The 20,261-nt window shown below is 61.0% G+C and carries 24 protein-coding genes and 1 pseudogene; 17 read left to right on the top strand and 8 right to left on the bottom strand.

The annotated features are described in order from the left end of the window. From MOV76_RS30555 to MOV76_RS30595, 9 genes and pseudogenes are all read left to right on the top strand, one after another. A pseudogene (locus MOV76_RS30555) lies at positions 1–151 on the top strand (bifunctional hydroxymethylpyrimidine kinase/phosphomethylpyrimidine kinase); the annotation flags it as partial. A gap of 217 nt (positions 152–368) precedes the next feature. Next, entirely contained in the window at positions 369–848 is a 480-nt protein-coding gene (locus MOV76_RS30560) for a GNAT family N-acetyltransferase (RefSeq protein WP_026231012.1), read from the top strand. A 23-nt stretch (positions 849–871) separates the two neighbouring features. Continuing rightward, positions 872–1,894, top strand: coding sequence for a glycoside hydrolase family 3 protein (locus MOV76_RS30565; RefSeq protein ID WP_168279160.1), 1,023 nt, complete (start codon positions 872–874; stop codon positions 1,892–1,894). A 43-nt stretch (positions 1,895–1,937) separates the two neighbouring features. Beyond that, entirely contained in the window at positions 1,938–3,584 is a 1,647-nt protein-coding gene (locus MOV76_RS30570) for an ABC transporter substrate-binding protein (protein ID WP_247265930.1), read from the top strand. 58 nt (positions 3,585–3,642) lie between these two features. Next, a complete protein-coding gene (locus MOV76_RS30575; protein ID WP_247265931.1) occupies positions 3,643–4,620 on the top strand; it encodes an ABC transporter permease in 978 nt (325 codons plus the stop codon). 1 nt (position 4,621) lies between these two features. Further along, positions 4,622–5,500, top strand: coding sequence for an ABC transporter permease (locus MOV76_RS30580; protein WP_018448569.1), 879 nt, complete (start codon positions 4,622–4,624; stop codon positions 5,498–5,500). Further along, positions 5,497–6,300 carry an ABC transporter ATP-binding protein gene (locus tag MOV76_RS30585; protein WP_247265932.1) on the top strand — a complete coding sequence of 268 codons (804 nt, stop codon included), beginning with the start codon at positions 5,497–5,499 and terminating at the stop codon, positions 6,298–6,300. Before MOV76_RS30580 ends, MOV76_RS30585 begins: the two co-directional genes overlap by 4 nt. After that, complete coding sequence (locus MOV76_RS30590) at positions 6,297–7,196, top strand: ABC transporter ATP-binding protein (RefSeq protein ID WP_247265933.1); 900 nt, start codon at positions 6,297–6,299, stop codon at positions 7,194–7,196. Before MOV76_RS30585 ends, MOV76_RS30590 begins: the two co-directional genes overlap by 4 nt. A 70-nt stretch (positions 7,197–7,266) precedes the next feature. Next, positions 7,267–7,947, top strand: a complete 681-nt coding sequence (locus MOV76_RS30595; protein WP_247265934.1) for a spermidine synthase — start codon at positions 7,267–7,269, stop codon at positions 7,945–7,947. 3 nt (positions 7,948–7,950) lie between these two features. Here the strand turns inward: MOV76_RS30595 and MOV76_RS30600 are convergent, their stop codons facing one another. Together MOV76_RS30600 and MOV76_RS30605 are read right to left on the bottom strand one after the other, a co-directional pair. After that, entirely contained in the window at positions 7,951–8,742 is a 792-nt protein-coding gene (locus tag MOV76_RS30600) for an HpcH/HpaI aldolase/citrate lyase family protein (protein WP_247265935.1), read from the bottom strand. Positions 8,743–8,787: 45 nt separating this feature from the next. Beyond that, the gene (locus MOV76_RS30605; RefSeq protein WP_025397500.1) at positions 8,788–8,991 is read right to left on the bottom strand and encodes a hypothetical protein; all 204 of its coding nucleotides are present in this window, start codon (positions 8,989–8,991) and stop codon (positions 8,788–8,790) included. Positions 8,992–9,575: 584 nt separating this feature from the next. Here MOV76_RS30605 and MOV76_RS30610 point away from each other — a divergent pair. Next, a complete protein-coding gene (locus MOV76_RS30610; RefSeq protein ID WP_047617913.1) occupies positions 9,576–10,508 on the top strand; it encodes a hypothetical protein in 933 nt (310 codons plus the stop codon). Positions 10,509–10,635: 127 nt separating this feature from the next. Here MOV76_RS30610 and MOV76_RS30615 read toward each other — a convergent pair whose 3' ends face one another. After that, positions 10,636–11,541 carry a choline sulfate utilization transcriptional regulator gene (locus tag MOV76_RS30615; protein ID WP_247265936.1) on the bottom strand — a complete coding sequence of 302 codons (906 nt, stop codon included), beginning with the start codon at positions 11,539–11,541 and terminating at the stop codon, positions 10,636–10,638. A 95-nt stretch (positions 11,542–11,636) separates the two neighbouring features. Here MOV76_RS30615 and betC point away from each other — a divergent pair, with 95 nt between their 5' ends. Further along, positions 11,637–13,151, top strand: coding sequence for a choline-sulfatase (betC, locus tag MOV76_RS30620; protein WP_247265937.1), 1,515 nt, complete (start codon positions 11,637–11,639; stop codon positions 13,149–13,151). Between the two features lie 18 nt (positions 13,152–13,169). Here the strand turns inward: betC and MOV76_RS30625 are convergent, their stop codons facing one another. Together MOV76_RS30625 and MOV76_RS30630 are read right to left on the bottom strand one after the other, a co-directional pair. Continuing rightward, positions 13,170–14,030, bottom strand: a complete 861-nt coding sequence (locus MOV76_RS30625; RefSeq protein ID WP_028732614.1) for a sugar phosphate isomerase/epimerase — start codon at positions 14,028–14,030, stop codon at positions 13,170–13,172. Between the two features lie 66 nt (positions 14,031–14,096). Then, positions 14,097–15,467: an amidase gene (locus MOV76_RS30630; protein WP_247265938.1), complete on the bottom strand. Its 1,371-nt coding sequence runs from the start codon at positions 15,465–15,467 to the stop codon at positions 14,097–14,099. Between the two features lie 275 nt (positions 15,468–15,742). Here MOV76_RS30630 and MOV76_RS30635 point away from each other — a divergent pair, with 275 nt between their 5' ends. Together MOV76_RS30635 and MOV76_RS30640 are read left to right on the top strand one after the other, a co-directional pair. Next, entirely contained in the window at positions 15,743–16,021 is a 279-nt protein-coding gene (locus MOV76_RS30635) for a hypothetical protein (protein ID WP_247265940.1), read from the top strand. 175 nt (positions 16,022–16,196) lie between these two features. Then, positions 16,197–16,631 (top strand): DUF1810 domain-containing protein, encoded by a 435-nt coding sequence (locus MOV76_RS30640; protein WP_018246546.1) that lies wholly within the window; start codon positions 16,197–16,199, stop codon positions 16,629–16,631. Here the strand turns inward: MOV76_RS30640 and MOV76_RS30645 are convergent. Continuing rightward, on the bottom strand, positions 16,628–16,816 hold the full coding sequence (locus MOV76_RS30645) for a hypothetical protein (protein WP_018246545.1): 189 nt from the start codon (positions 16,814–16,816) through the stop codon (positions 16,628–16,630). The two genes, MOV76_RS30640 and MOV76_RS30645, sit on opposite strands and share 4 nt — an antisense overlap. 138 nt (positions 16,817–16,954) lie before the next feature. Further along, positions 16,955–17,578 (bottom strand): TetR/AcrR family transcriptional regulator, encoded by a 624-nt coding sequence (locus MOV76_RS30650; protein WP_018246544.1) that lies wholly within the window; start codon positions 17,576–17,578, stop codon positions 16,955–16,957. Positions 17,579–17,705: 127 nt separating this feature from the next. On the opposite strand from MOV76_RS30650, the gene MOV76_RS30655 reads away from it, so the two are divergent. Beyond that, positions 17,706–17,921, top strand: coding sequence for a hypothetical protein (locus MOV76_RS30655; RefSeq protein ID WP_018448558.1), 216 nt, complete (start codon positions 17,706–17,708; stop codon positions 17,919–17,921). Positions 17,922–18,002: 81 nt separating this feature from the next. Here the strand turns inward: MOV76_RS30655 and MOV76_RS30660 are convergent, their stop codons facing one another. Beyond that, positions 18,003–18,860 carry an SDR family oxidoreductase gene (locus MOV76_RS30660; protein WP_026188778.1) on the bottom strand — a complete coding sequence of 286 codons (858 nt, stop codon included), beginning with the start codon at positions 18,858–18,860 and terminating at the stop codon, positions 18,003–18,005. A gap of 116 nt (positions 18,861–18,976) precedes the next feature. On the opposite strand from MOV76_RS30660, the gene MOV76_RS30665 reads away from it, so the two are divergent. From MOV76_RS30665 to MOV76_RS30675, 3 genes are all read left to right on the top strand, one after another. After that, the gene (locus tag MOV76_RS30665) at positions 18,977–19,225 is read left to right on the top strand and encodes a type II toxin-antitoxin system Phd/YefM family antitoxin (protein WP_018246541.1); all 249 of its coding nucleotides are present in this window, start codon (positions 18,977–18,979) and stop codon (positions 19,223–19,225) included. Continuing rightward, positions 19,225–19,647, top strand: coding sequence for a type II toxin-antitoxin system VapC family toxin (locus MOV76_RS30670; protein WP_018246540.1), 423 nt, complete (start codon positions 19,225–19,227; stop codon positions 19,645–19,647). The genes MOV76_RS30665 and MOV76_RS30670 overlap by 1 nt, the downstream gene beginning before the upstream one ends. A 112-nt stretch (positions 19,648–19,759) precedes the next feature. After that, positions 19,760–20,261 (top strand): IclR family transcriptional regulator (locus MOV76_RS30675; RefSeq protein ID WP_247265941.1); only part of this gene is annotated, 502 nt, incomplete at its 3' end.

Here is a 20,261-nt window from a genome sequence, read left to right on the forward strand (position 1 = left end):
CGAGCTCGCCAAGGGCGCCTCGGCGCGGGAGGCCGTCGCCATCGCAAAGGATTACCTTGCCGGCGCGGTCGCAGCTGCCGGACACCTCACCGTCGGCTCCGGCCACGGCCCGGTGCAGCATTTTCATGCGCTCTGGAAAGACGATATATAAGCACTCGCTCAGCGAACATGCCGCCAATCGAAAACGGCCCGGCCTTCCCGGGCCGTTTTGCGTTCGCGCCTACTTTGCGTTGAAACCGCAGCGACTGCGGCGGGGCGTCCCTTTCTCTCGTTGAAAAACCTTGTTGACAAGCCCTGCCAGATGGCCAAATCTATGACACTAAAAGGGGATACATTCCGCAATAACGGAATAACTGGAGGAATGACAGGTGCCAGACCTGCTTGTGAGCTTGTATTCCACTGAGCTCGCCGACCTGAGACAGAAGGCCGGCGATGTCGGCGTCTCCATCCGCCCGGCCCTCCCCCCGGAACTGCATCTTATCGTCAGCTGGGTTCGCGAACAGTTCAGCGAGAACTGGGCAAGCGAAGTCACAGTCGCCTTCTCCCGTCAGCCCGTTGCCTGCCTGATCGCCGTCGACGGCGGCAAGCTGCTGGGCTTTGCCTGCTATGACACGACGGCGCGCGGCTTCTTCGGCCCGACCGGCGTCGACCCCGAAGCGCGTGGCAGGGGCATCGGGCTCGCCCTCTTTTCCGCCTGCCTTCAGGCCATGAAGACGCTCGGTCACGCCTATGCCTTCATCGGCGACGCCGGCCCGGTCGATTTCTACGCCAAGACCGCAGGCGCAATCGTCATCCCCGCCCCCGACAAGGGCATCTACGAAGGCATGCTGAGAAGCACGCCGAAATGACCATCTGATCCGGAGTTACAGAATTGTCCTCGACCCCGCTCGCCCTTTTCGTCGGCCTCCCGAATCCCACTATTTCGGATGATGAATTCGCCCTCTTTCGCGAAACCAATCCGCTCGGCCTGTTCGTCGGCCGGCGCAATCAGCGCGAGCCGGAACAGACGAAGCGGCTGATCGACCGCTTCCGCGAGGCCGTCGGCCGCGACGACGCGCCTGTCTTCACCGACCAGGAAGGCGGCCGCGTTCAGCATCTCGATGCCGGCCCCTGGCCGCTCTTCCGCAGTTTCGGCCAGTTTGCCGAACTTGCGCGCCGCGATTTCGATCTCGGCAAAAAAGCACTGCGCCTTTCCTCCCAGGCCATGGGCGCGATGATGACGGAACTCGGCCTTTCCAGCGGCTGCTCGCCCGTTCTCGACCTCGTCTTCGAGACGACGAGTGCGGTCATCGGCGCCCGCTCGTTCGGCCCTGATCCCGATTTCATCGCTGCCCTCGGCCGCGAGGTGGTCGATGGCCTGCTCGAGAGCGGCAACATGCCCGTCATCAAGCACATTCCCGGCCATGGCCGCGCGACGCTCGACTCCCACAAGGAGCGTCCGGTGGTCGACGCCAGCCGCGAGACGCTCACCGCGACCGATTTCAAGCCCTTCGTGGCGCTGAAGGATACGCCCTGGGCGATGGTCGCCCATGTCGTCTATTCGGCCTATGACGCCGAGCTGCCGGCGTCCGTCTCGCCCATCATGCACGACGTGATCCGCAAGGACATGGGCTATGACGGCGTGCTGATATCAGACTGCATCTTCATGGAGTCGCTCTCCGGCTCCCTGCCGGAACGCGTCAAACAGGTGCTCGACGCAGGCTTCGACATCGCGCTCCACAGCCACGGCGACATTCCTGAAAGCGAAACCGCCGCCAAAGCCGCCCGTCCGCTGACGGAAGCCGCCCTGCAGCGGATCGCCGCCGGCAAGGCCCGCCTCGGCAATCTCAAGGTCGATTTCCGCGCCGCCCATGCGCAAGTCGAAGACATGTTTGCAAGCGCGCTGGTCTCCTGACCGGCACGTCATCTCTCACCGCATAAGAAAAGGGGAATAACACATGAAAAAATATCTTCTTGCCGCCGCCGCCCTGACGCTGCTTTCGGGATCTGCCGTGGCGCAGACGATCCTCACAGCGAATATCGAGCCGGCGACGACCTGGGTTCGCAACTTCAATCCGTTCAACCAGACCTCGTCGCGCCAGTCCACGCTCGACTTCATCTACGAGCCGTTGGTCATCTTCAACCGCTTCGACAGCAACAAGCCGGTCTATCGCCTGGCCGAAAGCTTCAAACTCTCCGACGACCTGAAGAGCATCGATTTCAAGCTGCGCCCGAACCTGAAATGGTCGGACGGCAAGCCGTTGACCGCAGCCGACGTCAAGTTCACCTATGATTACCTGAAGAAGTTCCCGGCGCTCGACTTCGTCAGCATCTGGACCTTCATCACCGATATCCAGGCCGTCGACGCCCAGACGGTACGCTTCACGCTCGCCAATCCGAGCTCGCTCGCCGCCGAGCAGATCTCGCAGCTGCCGATCATTCCCGAACATGTCTGGAAGGACGTCGCCGATCCGGTCACCTTCGCCAACGAGACCCCTGTTGGCAGCGGCCCGCTGACGGAAGTGCCGCGTTTCACCGGCCAGACCTACGACCAGTGCCGCAACCCGAACTATTGGGATAACGAGCATCTGAAAGTCGATTGCATGCGCTTCCCGCAGCTTGCCGACAACAACCAGATGCTGACCGCAACGGCCGACGGCACACTCGACTGGGGCGTCTCCTTCATTCCCGATATCGACAATGTCTACGTGTCCAAGGATCCGGCACATTTCCACTACTGGTATTCGCCAAGCAGCATGGTCGCCTTCCTGTTCAACTTGGAAACGGCGAACGAGAACAACAAGAAGGCCTTCAACGACCTGAAGTTCCGCCGCGCCGTCTCGATGGCGCTCGACCGCAAGACGATGATCGACGTCGCCGGCTACGGCTATCCGACGCTGAACGAAGACCCCGGCCTGATGGGTGAGCTCTACAAGAGCTGGGCGGACCCATCCGTCAAGGCCGACTTCGGCAAGTTCGCAACCTATAATGCCGACGCCGCCAAGGCCCTGCTCGACGAGGCGGGCTACAAGGACAAGGACGGCGACGGTTTCCGCGACAATCCCGACGGCACCAAGATCTCCTTCTCGATCATCGTCCCCAGCGCCTGGACCGACTGGATCGATACCGTCAACCTCGCCGTCGAAGGCATGCAGGCGGTCGGCATCGACGCCAAGATCGAAACGCCGGAGGAAGCCGTCTGGACCGGCAACCTCATCAACGGCACCTTCGATGCGGCGATCAACAGCCTGCCGGCATCGGCTTCGCCCTATTACCCCTACAAGCGCGCTTTCAGCGCTTCGGATAAGGGCAAGACCCGCTTCACCGCGCAGCGCTGGTTCTACCCGGAGGTCGAGAAACTCGTCACCGAGTTCACCCAGACCGCCGATCTTGCCAAGCAGAAGGACGCGATGAACAAGGCGCAGCGCATCGTCGCCGAAAACATGCCGATGATTCCGGTGTTCAACAATCCGAACTGGTATCAGTACAACACCAAGCGCTTCACCGGCTGGTCGACCAAGGAAAACCCCTTCGTCAATCCGTCGATCTCGCGGACCAATCCGGCACGCCTGCTGAATCTGCTCGCTCTCGAGCCGGTCAAGTAAGCATCACGATCTCCGGAAGCGGCGTAGAAAGCGCCGCTTCCGTCACGACGGAGTCCCCATGGCTTTCCTGCTTCGCCGCCTCGTCTTCTACATGGCAGCCTTCATCGCGGCAGCGACGATCAATTTTTTCCTGCCGCGGCTGATGCCGGGCGATCCGGTGCAGATCATGTTCTCGAGCGCCGGCACCGAATTGCCGCCGGAAAGCCTGCAGGCGTTGAAGCTCACCTTCGGCTTCGTCGACGGTCCGCTCTGGCAACAATATCTCACCTATCTCGGCAGCATCTTCACCGGCGATCTCGGCCGCTCGATCAAGTATTTCCCGCTGCCCGTCACCTCGGTGCTCGGCCATGCGCTCATCTGGACGGTCGGGCTGATGGGCACGGCCACCATCGTGAGCTTCGCGCTCGGCACCTTCCTCGGCATCGTCGCCGCCTGGCGTCGCGGCAGCAAGTTCGATGTCGTCGTCTCCGTCGGCGCGATTTTTGCCACCTCGGTGCCGGCCGTCGTCACCTCGCTGATCGTGCTCTTCATCTTCGGCTTCACGCTCGGCTGGTTTCCGAACGGTTATGCCGCCGACCCATCACTCGATCCGGCCTTCAGCCTGCAATATATCGGCAGCCTCGCCCATCATGGCATCCTGCCGATGGTGACGCTCTGCACCGTGCTGATCGGCGGCTTCACCGTCACCATGCGCAACAACATGATCAACCTGCTCGGCGAGGACTATATCGTCATGGCCCGCGCCAAGGGCCTTTCCGACCGCCATGTGATGCTCTGGTATGCGGCGCGCAACGCCCTGCTGCCGACCGTCTCCAGCCTTGCCATCGCCATCGGCACCATCCTCGGCGGTTCGCTGGTGACGGAGGTCGTCTATAACTATCCCGGCCTCGGCAATATTCTCTATCAGGCGATCCTCGCCCGCGACTATCCCGTCATCCAGGGCCAGCTCCTCATCATGACCGCGACCATGCTGATCGCCAATTTTATCGTCGACGTCAGCTATGTGCTGCTCGACCCGCGGCTGAAGGGAGCATGAGATGAAGAACCTGCTTCAAAACCGCAAGGCGCTGATCGGCCTCGTCATCATCGCTTTCATCGTCTTCGTCGCGATCGCAGCGCCCCTCCTGACGCAATACGACCCGGCCGCCCGCACCGGACGACCGCACCAGGCGCCGTCACTCGACCATATTCTCGGCACCACGCGCATCGGCCAGGATGTCTTCGCCCGGCTGATCTACGGTGCCCGCACCTCGCTTGCCGTCGGCTTCGGCGCCGGCCTGCTGATCACTCTCGTCGGCACGGCACTCGGCATCATCTCCGGCTATCGCGGCGGCAAGACCGACGAGATCATCAGCTTCTTCACCAATATGGTGCTGGTCGTTCCGAACCTGCCGCTGCTCTTGGTGCTTGCCGCCTTCATCGGCCAGGCAAGCCCCCTCGTCATCGCCCTCATCCTCGGCGCCACCTCCTGGGCCTGGGGCGCACGCGTCACCCGTGCCGAAACGCTCTCCGTCAAGCAGAAGGATTTCGTCAAATCGGCCGAGATGATGGGTGAGCCGCAATGGCGCATCATGACATTCGAGATCTTTCCCAACGTGATTTCTATCGTCGGCATCAATTTCATCGGCAGCGTCATCTTCGCGATCATCACCGAAGCGACGCTGGAATTCCTCGGCCTCGGCGATCCGAGAGCGATCTCCTGGGGCACCATGCTCTACAACGCGCAGAAGGCCTCGGCCCTTTCGGTCGGCGCCTGGTGGGATATTCTCACCCCCTGCTTCGCGCTCGCCTTCCTCGGCATCGGCATGTCATTGCTGAACTTCGCCGTCGACGAGATCGCCAATCCACGGCTGCGCACCGGCAATCATCTGAAGCGCTGGTCCCTGCTCGTCCGTTCCGGGGAGGGCCGCCTGTGACGCAGCCGCTGCTCTCGGTGAGAAATCTGACAATCGATTATATCGGCGAGGAAAAGGATTTCCGCGCCGTCAAGGATGTCAGCTTCGATGTCGCACCCGGCGAGGTCTTCGGCCTCGCCGGCGAATCCGGCTGCGGCAAGAGCACCATCGCTTTTGCCATCAGCCGCCTGCACAAGCCACCGGCGCTGATCCGCAAGGAAAGCCGCATCCTGCTCGATGGCCGCGACGTGCTCAGCCTCGACCGGCAGGCGCTCAGTGCGTTCCGCTGGCGCGAGGTCGCCATGGTCTTCCAGAGCGCCATGAACTCGCTGAACCCGGTGCTGCGCATCGAGACGCAATTCTACGACATGCTACGCACTCACAAGAACATGAGCCGCGTGGAAGCCCGCGAGCGCACCGCCGAGATGCTGACGCTCGTCGATATCGCGCCGGATCGCATGCGCGACTATCCGCACCAGTTTTCCGGCGGCATGCGCCAGCGCATCGTCATCGCCATCTGCATGGCGCTCGATCCGAAGCTCGTCGTCATGGATGAGCCGACGACGGCGCTCGACGTCGTCGTCCAGCGCGAAATCCTGCAGCGCATCAACGAACTGCGTCGCAGCTTCGGCTTTTCCGTACTGTTCATCACCCATGATCTCGGGCTGATGGTGCAGTTCTGCGACCGCATCGGTATCATGCTCGCCGGCAAGCTGGTGGAGCAGAACACGGCCGAGGCGATCTACAGGACGCCCAAGCATGACTACACGAAAAAGCTCTGGGCCTCCTTCCCCTCGCTGCATGGAGGAGTGCTGCTATGACAGACGCCATTCTCGCACTCGACCAGGTGACGAAGACCTTCGGCCATGGTTCCGGAGCCGTGCATGCGGCACGCGCCATCTCGTTTTCGCTGCATGCCGGGCGGGCGCTGGCGCTCGTCGGCGAATCCGGCAGCGGCAAGACCACCTGCGCCCGCATGGCGATGCGCGAATATCTGCCGACATCCGGCCGGATTCTCTACAAGGGCCGGCCTGTCGAGGCGGCGAAATCCGCTGAGATCGCCCGTTACCGCCGGTCGGTGCAGATGATCTTCCAGGACCCCTTCGCCTCGCTGAACCCTGCCCACACCATCGCCCATCATCTTCGGCGGCCACTGAAGCTGCATCGTCCGGAGATCAAGGGGGCCGAGATCGACGTCGCGGTCCGCGAACTGCTGCAGCGCGTCAGGCTCGATCCCGATCTCGTCGCGCCAAAATATCCGCATGAACTCTCCGGCGGCCAGCGCCAGCGCGTCAACATCGCTCGCGCCTTGGCCGTCAAGCCGGAGGTGATCGTCGCCGACGAACCGACCTCGATGCTCGACGTCTCGGTGCGCCTCGGCGTGCTGAACCTATTGAACGAGATGAAGCAGGAAATGAATCTCGGTCTGCTCTACATCACCCATGATATCGCCACCGCCCGTTACGTCGCCGAGGACATCGCCGTGATGTATGCCGGCCAGATTGTCGAATGGGGCAGCGTCGCCAAGGTGATCGATAATCCGCTGCACCCCTATACCCGTCTGCTGCTCTCGGCCGTACCCGATCCGGATGTCCGCTTCGACGACCCGAAGGCCTGGCTGAGGCCCGACGAGGTGGAGGACATCCGCCGCCGCTCGGCCGTGCCGCAGGACAACATCGTCGAATTCGAGCAGGATCATTTCATCCGGATGATCTGAGGCCGGCTTGCTGGCCTCATCTAGCGCCCTATGCTAGGGGACGGTCTCTTTCATATGAGGCAAAACCGTCATGCTGCCCTGGATCCAGCTCGATTCCGCGACCATTCCCGGTGAAGGCGGCGAACTCAGGCTGAAGCAGCGCGGCAGCGAATTTTCGATCATGCTCGGCGCCAATGAGCTGATGAACAGCCGTCTCAGCGGCTCGGAGGAAGCGCTGGCAACGCTTTCCTGGGAACGAATCAAGGCGCACCCGAAGCCAAGGATCTTGATCGGCGGGCTCGGCATGGGCTTTACCCTGCGCGCTGCTCTTGCCGTCCTTCCCGAAGATGCCGGCGTCATCGTCGCCGAACTGGTGCCGGCCGTGATCGCCTGGGCACGCGGGCCGATGGCCGAGGACTTCCAGGGCTGTCTCGACGATCCGCGCGTCGGCATCCATCAGGGCGATGTCGGCGAGGCGATCCGTTCCGGTAAAGGCGCCTATGATGCGATCCTGCTCGATGTCGACAACGGCCCTGATGGCCTGACCCGCAAATCCAACGACCGGCTTTACGATTTCGCCGGCCTTCGCGCCGCCCGCGAGGCGTTGCGCCCCGGCGGCGTGCTCGCCGTCTGGTCGTCCGGTCCGGACCCCGATTTCACGCGGCGTCTCAAGGACAGCGGTTTTTCCGTCGATGCGGTCAACACACGCGCCAACGGCAAACGCGGCGGCGCCCGCCACGTCATCTGGCTGGCGGTCAAGCCGGCGAAATGACGTTCAAGCAGAAGCAATCCTCCGGGCGGCATTGATGGCGCGGCGAGCGCCGGAGCGCAGCTGCGCTGTCTCGGCACCGGCAATGACCAGATCGAAGCCGAATTTCAGCAGCTCGCCGGCCCGCTCGCCGTCCCCGGCGAAGGCGCAGGCGAATTTGCCGTGGGCGCGGCAGCGCGAAACCGCATGCTGCATGGCGCTGTCGATCTCGGCGGCGTTCGGCGCAACCTGGTCGCCGTTCGACAGGGCGATCGAAAGATCGGAGGGACCGATGAAGATGCCATCGATGCCGGCAACGCCGAGAATGTCGTCGATCGCCTCGAGTGCTGCCCGGGTCTCGACCATGGCGATGGCGACGGTGAGCGCGTTGGCGTTTTTCAGATAATCATCGGCCGACAGGCCGGTATGGTTGAGTGCCAGCGACGGTCCCCAACTGCGGTCACCAAGAGGCGGGTATTTCGTGGTCTTGACAAAGGCTTGCGCGTCTTCAGCCGAATTGATCATCGGCGCGATGATGCCGGAGGCTCCGGCATCGAGCAGGCGCGAGGCGGAAGCGAAATCACCGACCGGTATGCGCGCCAGCGCTGGCTTGCCGGCAAGCCGCACCTGGGCGACGGCATTCGCTGCCGAGGGCATGTCCCACATACCGTGCTGCATATCCAGCACGATGGTGTCGAAGGCCTCCTGCGCCAGGTGATTGGCGAGCGTGGCGTCCGGAATACCCACCCAGGCGGAGATCATGCCGCCCTGGTGGTTCCTGATCCGTGCCGCGAAACCGTCGATTTCCGCTGCGCTCATGCCATTCTCCTCAGTTCATTGGCTCGATCAGAAGGGTTCACGGCCTCATCCTCTCCGGTGTAGCCGCGAAAGGACGATCATGACCACGACTCCCAGTCCCGCCAGGATGGCTCCCCAAAGGATCCAGATCGTTTGCCTGATCATGAAGCTGGACGACGGATAGGGAAAATAGCCACTTCCCTGGCCGATCCAGATCAGTCCGAAGATGATCATAAGCACTCCGAGAACATATCCGATCGTTCGCCACATGCTTCAGCCGCCTTCCCTATCGATTCGATCCCACAATGGCGACCGGCGTCGTTCATGACAAGGCTTCTCCTGGGCACAAAAGTCGGCGTTGAGGCGTGGTGAGCCGCAAGGCTGCTGCTAGCCACCCAGATCGGCGGTGCATCCATGTGGCGCTTTTGAAATCCCGATACAGACCAGGAGAACGAGATACACCCGCCCACTTACCGAATGCCCTCTCTATTACTCATGTTGCATAGATCGCTAGCAAGCCACGATCCAGTACGGGAGGAAGAACTCCATCGAATCTCGCAAATCCGAAGGAATCACAACTCGCTGAAATCACTCAATTCTTTTTGAGGCAGCCTCTCATGCGCTTCAGCAACCCAGCCATGGTCATAGTGATTATTGCTGTACGCCCAATGAATGACTTTAGATTCGTGAAAATATCAATCACTATGAGTCGCGTACGATCCCAACTAACGAGTCCAAGGCCGAACCATATTGCTTGGCTTTTCTTTGGTCTCTGATGATGTTTCACGCGAATTCTGCTGGGTAGAGCACGCCGGACATTGCCGTGCTGGAGTTTGGATGAAAAAGGTGGCGCCATGACCCATATTGCACTTCGCTCCCTAGCCAAGGGACTGGGTTCCTTTGTCCTTCCGCAACTGCGAAATACGCACGTAGAAGGGGGCACTGCTTCTGCGCGCCACTGTTATGACCTTTTCTTTCGCCACTACGGTCACCTAGCGCCTTGGCTGAACGGCAAAAGACCTGAAGTATTGGTCGAGGTCGGCCCCGGAAGTTCGCTTGGCGTTGGGCTTGCCGCACTGCTTGCGGGCGTCGACACGTACATCGGGCTGGATTTGCAAGACCACCGGAGCATCGAGCACGATCTTGAAGTGCTGAACGGTTTGATTGAACTCTTCGGCGAGCGGGCCGCATTTTGGGATAACACCGTATCGGGCGACATCTTTTTTCCGCCGTCACCGACAAACTTCGCCTGGGATCGGATAGATGGGATCGTGCAACAGCGCCTCAGTGGGGAGGCAATCGACGCGCTGAAGGCGGACCTCGTGAATGGCAGCGAACGATTAAAGTTCGTCGCACCATGGACCGATTTCAACGTACTGCAGGCGGGTGTGGCTGACTGGCTGATGACGCATTCAGTCATGGAGCACGTGGACAACCTCGTTGATACCTATATCGCTATTGCCCGGTGGCTGAAGCCAGGAGGGTTTGCGACGCACCTGATCGACTTCCAATCTCACGGTCTGTCAAGCGACTGGAATGGGCACTGGATTTTGAGCGCGCCCACGTGGACGATGATGCGTGGACGACGACCCTACCTGATAAATCGGAAGTGGCGCAGCCATCACATCAATCTGATGCAGGAGAGCGGCTTCGAAATCCTTGCGGAACTCCAGTACATCCGTACGGACGGACTAGGACGGAAGGAATTTCGAACGCCGTTCACGTCAATGCCAAATGGTGACGAAAAAGTTGCGATGAGTTTCTTTGTGACGAGAAAAATCGGCTAAGAGTCGGACTCGAAAAGGCTTCAACTATACCCATATCTTGCGAGGCGTCTGGTGAGCATGCGGATGTGGCGATGGTTATCCGGGATAACCGCCGTCAAAGCCCTTCCGCCATGCGACGCGGCTCGAGCTAGCCGACCTTCCCCGCCTCGTTCACCAGCCAGGCACTGAGCCTTTCGCTGTGTGCGCTTGGAGACCGCGGCGGCACCAGCCAGTAACCGCGGTCCTGCGCTTCCAGCGGCGGGCCAGCTTCGACAAGCATGCCCGCGGAAAGCAGCGTATCGACGAGCCCCATCCAGCCGATCGCCACGCCCTGGGCGCTCAACGCCGCCTGAACGACCAGCGAGTATGTGTTGAAGCTGATATCGCCGCGGCCGGCATTGATGTCGCGGAGGACGGAGAATTCGGTCAAATAGCCGCGCCAGTCGAACCAGGGTGATGGCAGCGGCGTGTCGAGATGGATCAGAACCGCCTTGGCAAGCTGCCGCGGATCGCCGAACGGGCCGTTGCGATCGAGAAATTCCCGCGTGCAGACGGGCACGACCTTTTCCCGCAACAGCAGCGTCCCGATGGCGCCGAATTCCGCCCGCGTGCCGAAAACGACCGCCACATCGGCCTCGTCACGAAAATCGGCCGCAAATCTCTGCGTTGCGACGATCTGTATATCCGTTTCCGGATGAAGAAGACGAAAGCCATCCATGCGCGGGATCAGCCAAAGCGATGAGAAGGCATAGTCGGTTCTGAGCCGGACGACCGGCCTTTGGGCCTCGGCATGGAAACTACGGGCGAGTGCATCGATATCACCGACCGCCTTGGCGGCAACTTCAAGAAGCCGCTCGCCTTCCGCGGTCAGCGCCACGCCGCGATGCTGGCGGCGCAGCAGGTTGACGCCGAACTGCTCTTCCAGCCGGCGGATCTGATAGCTGACGGCAGGCTGGGTCAGCCCGAGAAGCGTTGCAGCTGCCGAAAAACTCCCGAGTCTCGCGACCTCGACGAAGATGCGCATCCACCCAAGCTCAGGCCGGCGGTCTGACATAAAAATTCCTTTAGGCAACGATCGAAAAAAGCTAGCTTTACAACCACGATAATAGGCGTTTCAATAAAATCTTCAAATAGCATAGGAGAAACCGGATGGCGCGCCCGAATATTCTCATTCTGATGGTCGATCAGTTGAACGGGACCTTCTTTCCCGATGGCCCGGCCGATTTTCTTCATGCCCCGCATCTGAAATCATTGGCCGAGCGTTCCGTGCGTTTCACCAACGCCTATACGGCAAGCCCGCTCTGCGCACCGGCGCGGGCCTCCTTCATGTCCGGACAATTGCCGAGCCGAACCCGCGTCTATGACAATGCGGCGGAATTCGCCTCTGACATTCCGACCTATGCGCATCATCTGCGCGCTGCCGGATATCAGACGGCGCTTTCCGGCAAGATGCATTTCGTCGGCCCCGACCAGTTGCATGGCTTCGAGGAGCGCCTGACGACCGACATCTACCCGGCCGATTTCGGCTGGACGCCGGACTATAGCAAACCCGGCGAACGCATAGACTGGTGGTATCACAATCTGGGTTCAGTCACCGGTGCCGGGATTGCCGAGATCACCAACCAGATGGAGTATGACGACGAGGTCGCTTATCACGCCGCCCGCAAGCTGTTCGATCTCTCGCGCGGACACGACGAGCGTCCCTGGTGCCTGACCGTCAGCTTCACCCATCCGCATGACCCTTATGTCGCGCGCCGCAAATTCTGGGACCTCTATGAGGATTGCCCGGCACTTGACCCTACGGTTGCTCCGATTGCCTTCGAGCAGCAGGACCCGCACTCGCAGCGTTTGATGAAAGCCTGCGATCACGATGCTTTCGACATCAGCGATGAGCAAATCAGGCGGGCAAGGCGCGGCTATTTCGCCAATATCTCCTATGTCGACGAGAAGATCGGCGACATTCTCGGCGTCCTGGAACGGACCCGCATGGCCGAAAACACGATCATCCTGTTCGCGTCCGACCATGGCGACATGCTCGGCGATCGCGGCCTCTGGTTCAAGATGAACTTCTTCGAAGGATCGGCCCGCGTTCCGCTGATGATGTCGGTGCCCGGCTGGAAGCCGGGACGTATCGATCAGCCCGTCTCCACGCTCGACGTGACGCCGACGCTGGCTGCTCTTGCCGGGATCGATATCGCCTCGCTGAAACCATGGACCGAGGGCGAGGATCTCGTGGCCCTTGCCGTGGGCGCCGGCAGCCGCAGCCCGGTGCCGATGGAATATGCCGCCGAGGGTTCGGAAGCGCCGCTCGTCTGCATCCGGGACGGACGCTATAAGCTCTCGCTCTGCGACAAGGATCCGCCGATGCTGTTCGATCTCGAGGCCGATCCCCGGGAGCTCGACAATCTGGCAGGAAAGCCGGCGCACGCCGACACCCTGGCACGGCTTGTCGAACAGGCACGTCGGCGCTGGAACCTTGCCGATTTCGACGCCGCCGTGCGCGAAAGCCAGGCGCGCCGCTGGGTGGTCTACGCGGCGCTGCGCAATGGAGCCTATTATCCCTGGGACTTTCAGCCGCTGCAGAAGGCCTCGGAGCGCTATATGCGCAACCACATGGATCTGAACGTGCTGGAGGAAAACCAAAGGTTCCCTCGCCAGGAATGAGCAAGAAGCACTTCTGATTTAAGCCGTCTTGCGCGCCGGCGCCTTGCGCAGGAAATCCTCGATGAACGCCTTCTGCAGCAGGATGCCATCCCATTCATCCGGGAAGAAGGGCGAGTCGTAGATCAGCGTGAAGGGACCGGCGTAACCGGCCCTCTCGCACATCTCCAGGCACGTGCGGTAATCGTCGGCATCGAGGCCGGTAGCGCCGTAATCGGCCTTGGCATGGCAGATTTCCGCCCGGCCCATGATGTCGGCAAGGCCTTCATATTTGGCCGGCGCCGGCCAGTTGCCGAGGTCGCCGTTGAGGCCGACCTTGCCGTCCAGCCGGTCCAGCAGCCAGTTCATTTCGACCGGCGACGGCAGCAGATCGAACCAGTTCTCGACGACGATGCGGACGCCGCTGCCTTCCGCCTTTCCGGCCAGCCAGTTCAGATGATGGGCGGCGCGGGTAAGGTTTTCCTCCGTCGGCTTCTGCTTGCCGGCAATGACGCGCATCCTCTGCGCCCCGAGGGCTGCGGCGATATCGATCCACTCCGCCATCCATTTGACATCGCGTTCGGCCGTCTCCGGATGGCTCGGATCACCGTCCTCGACGAGCAGCGTCTGGAACAGCACGTTCGAGGCCGCCATTGCGTCACGCAATTCGTTTATATAGGCGGCATCGAGGCTCGGTAGATGGAAGGAACAGACCTCCAGCCGGTTGACGCCGCGCGCCGAGAGCGCCGCCGGCACGTCGATCAGTGCCGCGGCGCCGGGGCCATAGGGTTCTTTCGCCGCAGCACTTTTGTCAGGATCTGGGCTATAGGCATAAACGGCGCCGAGCAGCCGATGCAGCGACCATGTCGAAACCGCGAAACGTCCGTTTTGCAAAACCTGCACTTGCTTTCCTCCGGGATCTCCTCATGCCATCAATGGCAACTAAATCCGGCCGGTTCAATTGCCAATTCAGGCAAAATCGTCGCGGATGACCGGCTCGGCGGCAAGAGCAATCCCCAGCAGCGCTTCATCGCGATGGGCGGTGGCCGAAAGCAGCAGGCCGACCGGCATGCCAGCCTCGCCGGTGCCGCAGGGAATGGAAACGCCGCACCAGTCGAGGAAATTGCCGAGCGCAGTGTTGCGCAACGTCTTGTTGTTCGTCGCGAAGAACAGCTCGTCATCCTGCTCCAGCGGCCCGATCGGTGGAGCGACATGGGCAACAGTGGGAAAGGCGAGCAGCCGGTCGCCGACCAGGCGCTCGACATCGGCGATCAGGCGGCGGCGCGCCTCGAGGATCGCCAGGTAATCCGGCAGCGTCGTCTTGCTTCCGAGACGGGTACGCATGACGACACGATGATCCATCTTGTCAGCGTCCGGTCCGGCCAAGCGTTCGCGGTGAAGTGCGAAAGCCTCCGCCGTGACCAGCGGACCATATCTCGTCATCAGATCGAATATCTCGTCAAAGGCGGGAATGACGGTGCGGGCAACATGGGCGCCGGCCTTTTGAAGACGTTCCAAAGCGGCCTCGAACGCGGCGACGACGCCGGGTTCGGCGCCGTCGAAGACGACGTTTTCGGGCACGATGAGTTCCAGCCCTTGCAACGGGCGTTCAATGACCGCGGGCGCCGTCAATCCGCGCATCGCCGCATCGATCCAGACCGCGTCCCTGACGCTGCGGCAGAGCGGCCCCAACGAATCCAGGCTCTTTGCCAGCGGATAGACGCCTGCCATCGCGTGGCGGCCGCGTGTCGCCTTATAGCCGACGATGCCGTTGAAGGCGGCGGGAATACGCACCGAGCCGCCGGTATCGGTGCCCATGGCGACCGGAACCAACCCGGCCGCGACGACGACGCCGGCACCCGAGGACGAGCCGCCGGGAATCCGTGGGAGATCGGTGCCGCGCGGATTTACCGGCGTGCCGTAATGCGGATTGATGCCGAGGCCGGAAAAGGCGAATTCGCTCATATTGGTGCGCCCGACGGCGACCATGCCCGCCTGCTTGAGCAAAGCGACAACAGCCGCATCGCGCTTGGCCGGCATGTCCTTTGCCAGAACGACGGAACCCGCCGTCGTCGGCAAGCCTTCGATGTCGAAAAGATCTTTCCAGGCGATCGGAATGCCGTCCAGCAATCCAAGCGAGCGCCCTTCCCGCAGACGTCGCGAAGAAGCGCGCGCCTCCTCCATCCCCCGGCTTTCGAGCAGAGTGGTGAAAACCGCCTTGTCGGCATGGTTCGCGATGGAATCGAAAACCGCCTCGGCCACCTCGACCGGATCGGCCGCGCCACCTTCAATGAGGACCGAAAGTTGCGCGACCGACATGGCGCCGAAGGATTTGCTCATGGGACTATCCAGAAGAAAGATGTTCCTCTCTGGACTACCCCGGATCATTCCGGTGAACCAGAGCTTCACGATATTTTGCGTTTATTGGTACGATTTTTTGAACACTGCGTTTGAATATCGCCCCTTCAATTGCCACGATCGAAGACACACATGCTGCACGCATGCGGAAGCGGTTCGGCACGAGGGTGAGAGTTTGCTCTAGAGAGACCGGCGCCGCATGTGTTGCAGGAGTAATTAGAATGACAGATTGTGAAACTTTAAGCCGTCGCCAGGATATGGTGACCCTTCATGCAAAAGAGGACGAAACCGCCGGTTTGGGCGAACGCGATTATGTGGAACATGTCCGCGCCCAGAAACTTTCGGCCTTCGAACGCATAGTCGTGGTCGGAGCGCTGGTTCTCTTGAGCTTTGCGGGTTTTGCCGCATATTCTTCCGGCAATACGGACCCGATGACGACATCGGCCATTGCCGCCCCGGCCGGCGATAACATGCCGCAGCATCCGGCCTACGGCCATTGCCGCGACAGCAGCCCCTACGCTGAGAGCGTCTGCTAACAGGAAAGCCACCGCATAATTCCTTAAATCGGAATCGATTTAAGGATAAAATTATGCGGTAATTTTAAGTGCTACAGCGTCCTTTGTGCGTCTCAAAAGACGCACGGCGCTGTAGATCGCCGGGCATGGAGACCTTGAGCCCAGGCTGCATTGACAGCGGGAAGGGAAAAGAACCATGGCCGGTGATGTCGATTATAATCTCGATCGCTTCATTGATGCTCAGAATGGCGTCTATGAACAGGCGCTCTCAGAGCTGAAGGCCGGGCGCAAGACCTCCCATTGGATGTGGTTCATCTTCCCGCAAATCGCCGGCCTCGGCACGTCGGCGATGGCCGAAAAATATGCGATCCGCTCGGCCGAGGAAGCCGGCGCCTATCTCGCCGATCCCATTCTCTCAAGCCGGCTGCTGCGCTGTGTCGAGGCGATTCTGTCCGTCGGCGGCCGCTCGGCGCATGAAATTCTGGGCTCACCCGACGACCTCAAGCTACGCTCGTCGATGACCTTGTTTGCCGCGATCAGCGACCATGGTTCGCCCTTCCACCGGGCGATCGAGCATTTCTATCAGGGAAAATTCGACGAGCGGACGATAGAGATCCTTGGCGCGGATTAACGGCCCGGCCTGCTCTCCAGCGTAGCAATCTCCTCGGAGATCTCGCTCAACCGCTGACGTAAATCGATGTCGGTGCCATCATCGACCTCTTCCTCGCCGAAGCAATAGCGCGCATCATGAAGCTCCAGCTTGGCTTCGAGCTCGGCGCGTTTGTCATATAGGCGCTTGAGATAGACGTAGTTCATCTCCCTGCCTCCACATCGCTCCGGTGAGGGGAAAACGGCATGGAAGCGGTAAGGTTCCCCCCGCTGATAATTCAGCGATTGAAAGTGCCAGCGTCCTTTGCGCGCCTGAAAAGACGCGCGGCGCTGTAGAGAGGGCGGTCAGGCGAAAGAAGCGATCGCCGCGTGGCAGGCCTTGGCGAAATGACCGCAGCAGCCGGCAGCGCCCATGGCCTGGCGGCTGACGCGGGCACCCTCGAGCAGCAGCGTCAACGTATCGGCAAGAAGCTGGGGTTCGCGCGCGCCGGCCGCCGAACAGAGCGCGGCCAAGCGATCACGCTGTTCGGCCTTGTGCCGCTCGATCATTTCGTGGGCGGGATGGCCCTCGCCCTTCAGCTCGATGGCGGCATTGGCGAGATCGCAGCCGGCGGGCTCGCCGTTCAGACACTGCGCCCGCAGTTCCACCCAGGCGTCCAGCTGGGCGCGCGGATTGCCGGGATAGGCCGCATCCAGATCGCGCCAGATGGTACCCGCCTTTTCGGAGGCGCGGCGCAGCGTTTCGCAGACGAGTTCGTCCTTTGAGCCGAAATGCCGATAGAGCGTCATCTTGTTGGTCAGAGCCGCGTCGGCAATGGCGTCGACGCCGATGCCGCGGATGCCGCGCTCGCGGAAAAGCTCCGAGGCGGTCGAGACGATACGCTCCCGCGGCGGGATGCGATCTTCTGGAACGGCTGCGGAGATTTCATTCGAAGTTTCTGATTTTTTTGCGGACGTAGTCCTTGACATCAATGTGACCGATCGGTAACAAATGCATTGTTACTTACCGGTAACACCACCTAACGCGAAAGTCAATGCCGAGGGCATGGCAGCGGAAAGTGGAACACGGGCGACCGCCCACGAAAGGAGGACAACCATGACAAAGACCAGAGATGACCTGACGATATCCGAAGCCCTTCGCGACCCCCTGATTGCCATGGTGTTGCGCGCCGACGGCGTGAAGCTTGAAGATTTCAAGCAACTCCTGGAGACGGCCGCCCGCAAGCGCGAACCGCGCTCGACTTCGGTGGGCAATATGATCGGAGCACTCGCAAACCGCGCCAATCTGCCGGCCATGCCCTGCTTCGGCTGACAAGCCGCCTGAATAGCTTGGGGATCTCTCCCTGCCCCCGTCAAGGGCTGCCGTCATAACCCGACGGCGGCCCTTGCCGCTTTAGAGGATCGGCTTGCCGCCGGTGACCGCGATTGTCGTGCCGGAGACGTAGCTCGATAAGGGATCGGCCAGCATCACATAAGCCGTCGCCAGCTCGGCCGGCTGGCCGGGCCGTTTCATCGGCACCTGCTTGCCGAAATTGCTGACGCTTTCTTCGGGCAGTGTCGAAGGGATGAGCGGCGTCCAGATCGGCCCCGGCGCCACCGCATTGGCGCGAATGCCTTTATCGGCCAGAAGTTGGGCAAGGCCGGCGGTGAAATTCTGGATCGCGCCCTTGGTCGTCGCATAGGCAAGCAGCGTCGGGTTTGGACTGTCCGAATTGATCGAGGCCGTGTTGATGATGGCGCTGCCGGGTTTCATATGGGCGACGGCTGCCTTGGTCAGGTAGAACATCGAATGGATGTTGACCTTGAAGGTCAGCTCCCATTCCTCGTCGCTGATCTCGTCAATGCTCTTGAAGCTTGCCTGATGCGCGGCGTTGTTGACCAGAATGTCGATACCGCCAAGTTCCTTGACCGCCGTCTCGACGATCTGCCGGCAGTGGGCCGGATCCTGGATGTCGCCGCTGACGAGGATAGCCTTGCGTCCGGCCTGCTCGACGAGCCGTTTTGTCTCATCGGCATCCTCATCCTCGTCGAGATAGGAGATCACCAGATCGGCACCTTCCCTGGCGTAAGCGATTGCCACCGCGCGGCCGATGCCGCTATCGCCGCCGGTGATGATCGCCCGCTTGCCTTTCAACCTGTCGGCGCCGCGATAACTCTCCTCGCCGTGATCGGGAATAGGGTCCATCTGCGTGGTAAAACCAGGCATCGGCTGTTTCTGGGATGGGAAAGGGGGTGTCGGGTAATTTGGCATCATGACCTCCTGCGTTCAGGGGGCAAACTCAGGCTAAGACTTGTTGTTCCAGCGGTCTTGCGGCAGTTTTGCTTTCGGACTAAAATGACTAGAAAATTGGTCATCAAGAGGGTGTCATGGCGAGTGTTAATTTAGCGGAAGCCAAGGCCCATCTCAGCGAATTGCTCAATCGCGTCGAAGCTGGCGAAACCGTCGAGATTTTGCGCCATGGCAAGCCGGTGGCGCAACTCGTGCCCGTCAAGACGCGCAAAAAACCGGTCGATGTCGCGCGGCTGAAGGCATTGACCGCCTCGATGAAGCCGCCGGCCAAGCCGGTCGATTCCGCGACCTTCATCCGCGACATGCGCGACAATGATCGCTACTGATGCTTTATATCGACACATCAGTCCTCGTCGCCGCCTGGACGATCGAAACCCGCACGGACGACGTGCAGCAATGGCTGGCAGCGCGTCAATTCGAGGAGATCGCGGTCAGCGGCTGGACGATCACCGAATTTTCGAGCGCCATCGCGCTTAAGGCGAGAAACGGACAACTCGATCCGGACGATCGCAGCAAGGCTTTGGCGCTGTTCAAGGAGCTATGTTCGACGTCCTTCGAGCTCCTGCCCATATCGCGGTCGCACTTCATCGAAGCGGCACGAATGACCGATCAATTTAATATCGGTCTTCGCGCCGGTGATGCTCTGCATCTCGCTGTCGCGATCGGCAACGACGCCACGCTCGTCTCGCTGGACAAGGGGCTGGCAAAAGCTTGCAGCATCGTAGGTGCGCATTATCGGCTGTTATGAAGTGGACGATATCGTGGGTATCACTCAGCCTCCCATACGATCAACCTGCAAAATGTTGCGATTTGCCATAGCGACCGCTATGCCATAGTAATGTAACATGATCGCAGTTTTCATGAGGTGCGTGGAATTGGACGGAAAAACATCATCCGCAGTTTACTCCGAAGATGAGGGCGTTGCCAGCGAGGCCCATGGCAAGGGGGCACGCCGCGCGCGTGTCAGCGGCATCGACCGGGCGCTTCAGGTGATCGATCATCTTTATGAGACCGGATCGCCCGCCGGCGTCTATGCGATCGCCAAGGCTGTGAAGGCGCCGCTTTCGACCGTTTACGTCATCGTCGACGATCTCGTCGAGAAGAACATGCTGACGCGGCAGACGGACGGCTCGATCTGGCTCGGCGCGCGGCTCTACCACTACGGCCTTGCCTACGCACGGTCATTGGATTTCATGAGCATCGCCACCCACGAAATGCACGATCTCTGCCGCCAGGCCGGCGAAACCGTGCAGGTCTGCGGTCGCGACGGCGACTATATGCTGGTGCTCGCCATGGCCGACGGCCCGAGCCACTTCCAGGTCGCGTCCCGCGTTGGCACCCGGGTGCCGCTCAACTGGACGG

Source organism: Rhizobium sp. PRIMUS64 (genome assembly GCF_023006465.1).
Taxonomy (GTDB): domain Bacteria; phylum Pseudomonadota; class Alphaproteobacteria; order Rhizobiales; family Rhizobiaceae; genus Rhizobium; species Rhizobium leguminosarum.

Excerpts from the sequence above, each read along its gene's own strand:
- MOV76_RS30570 (WP_247265930.1), top strand. The coding sequence starts at position 1,938 with ATGAAAAAATATCTTCTTGCCGCCGCCGCCCTGACGCTGCTTTCGGGA.
- MOV76_RS30575 (WP_247265931.1), top strand. The coding sequence starts at position 3,643 with ATGGCTTTCCTGCTTCGCCGCCTCGTCTTCTACATGGCAGCCTTCATC.
- MOV76_RS30580 (WP_018448569.1), top strand. The coding sequence starts at position 4,622 with ATGAAGAACCTGCTTCAAAACCGCAAGGCGCTGATCGGCCTCGTCATC.
- MOV76_RS30590 (WP_247265933.1), top strand. The coding sequence starts at position 6,297 with ATGACAGACGCCATTCTCGCACTCGACCAGGTGACGAAGACCTTCGGC.
- MOV76_RS30595 (WP_247265934.1), top strand. The coding sequence starts at position 7,267 with ATGCTGCCCTGGATCCAGCTCGATTCCGCGACCATTCCCGGTGAAGGC.
- MOV76_RS30600 (WP_247265935.1), bottom strand. The coding sequence starts at position 8,742 with ATGAGCGCAGCGGAAATCGACGGTTTCGCGGCACGGATCAGGAACCAC.
- MOV76_RS30605 (WP_025397500.1), bottom strand. The coding sequence starts at position 8,991 with ATGTGGCGAACGATCGGATATGTTCTCGGAGTGCTTATGATCATCTTC.
- MOV76_RS30610 (WP_047617913.1), top strand. The coding sequence starts at position 9,576 with ATGACCCATATTGCACTTCGCTCCCTAGCCAAGGGACTGGGTTCCTTT.
- MOV76_RS30615 (WP_247265936.1), bottom strand. The coding sequence starts at position 11,541 with ATGTCAGACCGCCGGCCTGAGCTTGGGTGGATGCGCATCTTCGTCGAG.
- betC (WP_247265937.1), top strand. The coding sequence starts at position 11,637 with ATGGCGCGCCCGAATATTCTCATTCTGATGGTCGATCAGTTGAACGGG.
- MOV76_RS30630 (WP_247265938.1), bottom strand. The coding sequence starts at position 15,467 with ATGAGCAAATCCTTCGGCGCCATGTCGGTCGCGCAACTTTCGGTCCTC.
- MOV76_RS30635 (WP_247265940.1), top strand. The coding sequence starts at position 15,743 with ATGGTGACCCTTCATGCAAAAGAGGACGAAACCGCCGGTTTGGGCGAA.
- MOV76_RS30640 (WP_018246546.1), top strand. The coding sequence starts at position 16,197 with ATGGCCGGTGATGTCGATTATAATCTCGATCGCTTCATTGATGCTCAG.
- MOV76_RS30645 (WP_018246545.1), bottom strand. The coding sequence starts at position 16,816 with ATGAACTACGTCTATCTCAAGCGCCTATATGACAAACGCGCCGAGCTC.
- MOV76_RS30650 (WP_018246544.1), bottom strand. The coding sequence starts at position 17,578 with ATGTCAAGGACTACGTCCGCAAAAAAATCAGAAACTTCGAATGAAATC.
- MOV76_RS30655 (WP_018448558.1), top strand. The coding sequence starts at position 17,706 with ATGACAAAGACCAGAGATGACCTGACGATATCCGAAGCCCTTCGCGAC.
- MOV76_RS30660 (WP_026188778.1), bottom strand. The coding sequence starts at position 18,860 with ATGCCAAATTACCCGACACCCCCTTTCCCATCCCAGAAACAGCCGATG.
- MOV76_RS30665 (WP_018246541.1), top strand. The coding sequence starts at position 18,977 with ATGGCGAGTGTTAATTTAGCGGAAGCCAAGGCCCATCTCAGCGAATTG.
- MOV76_RS30670 (WP_018246540.1), top strand. The coding sequence starts at position 19,225 with ATGCTTTATATCGACACATCAGTCCTCGTCGCCGCCTGGACGATCGAA.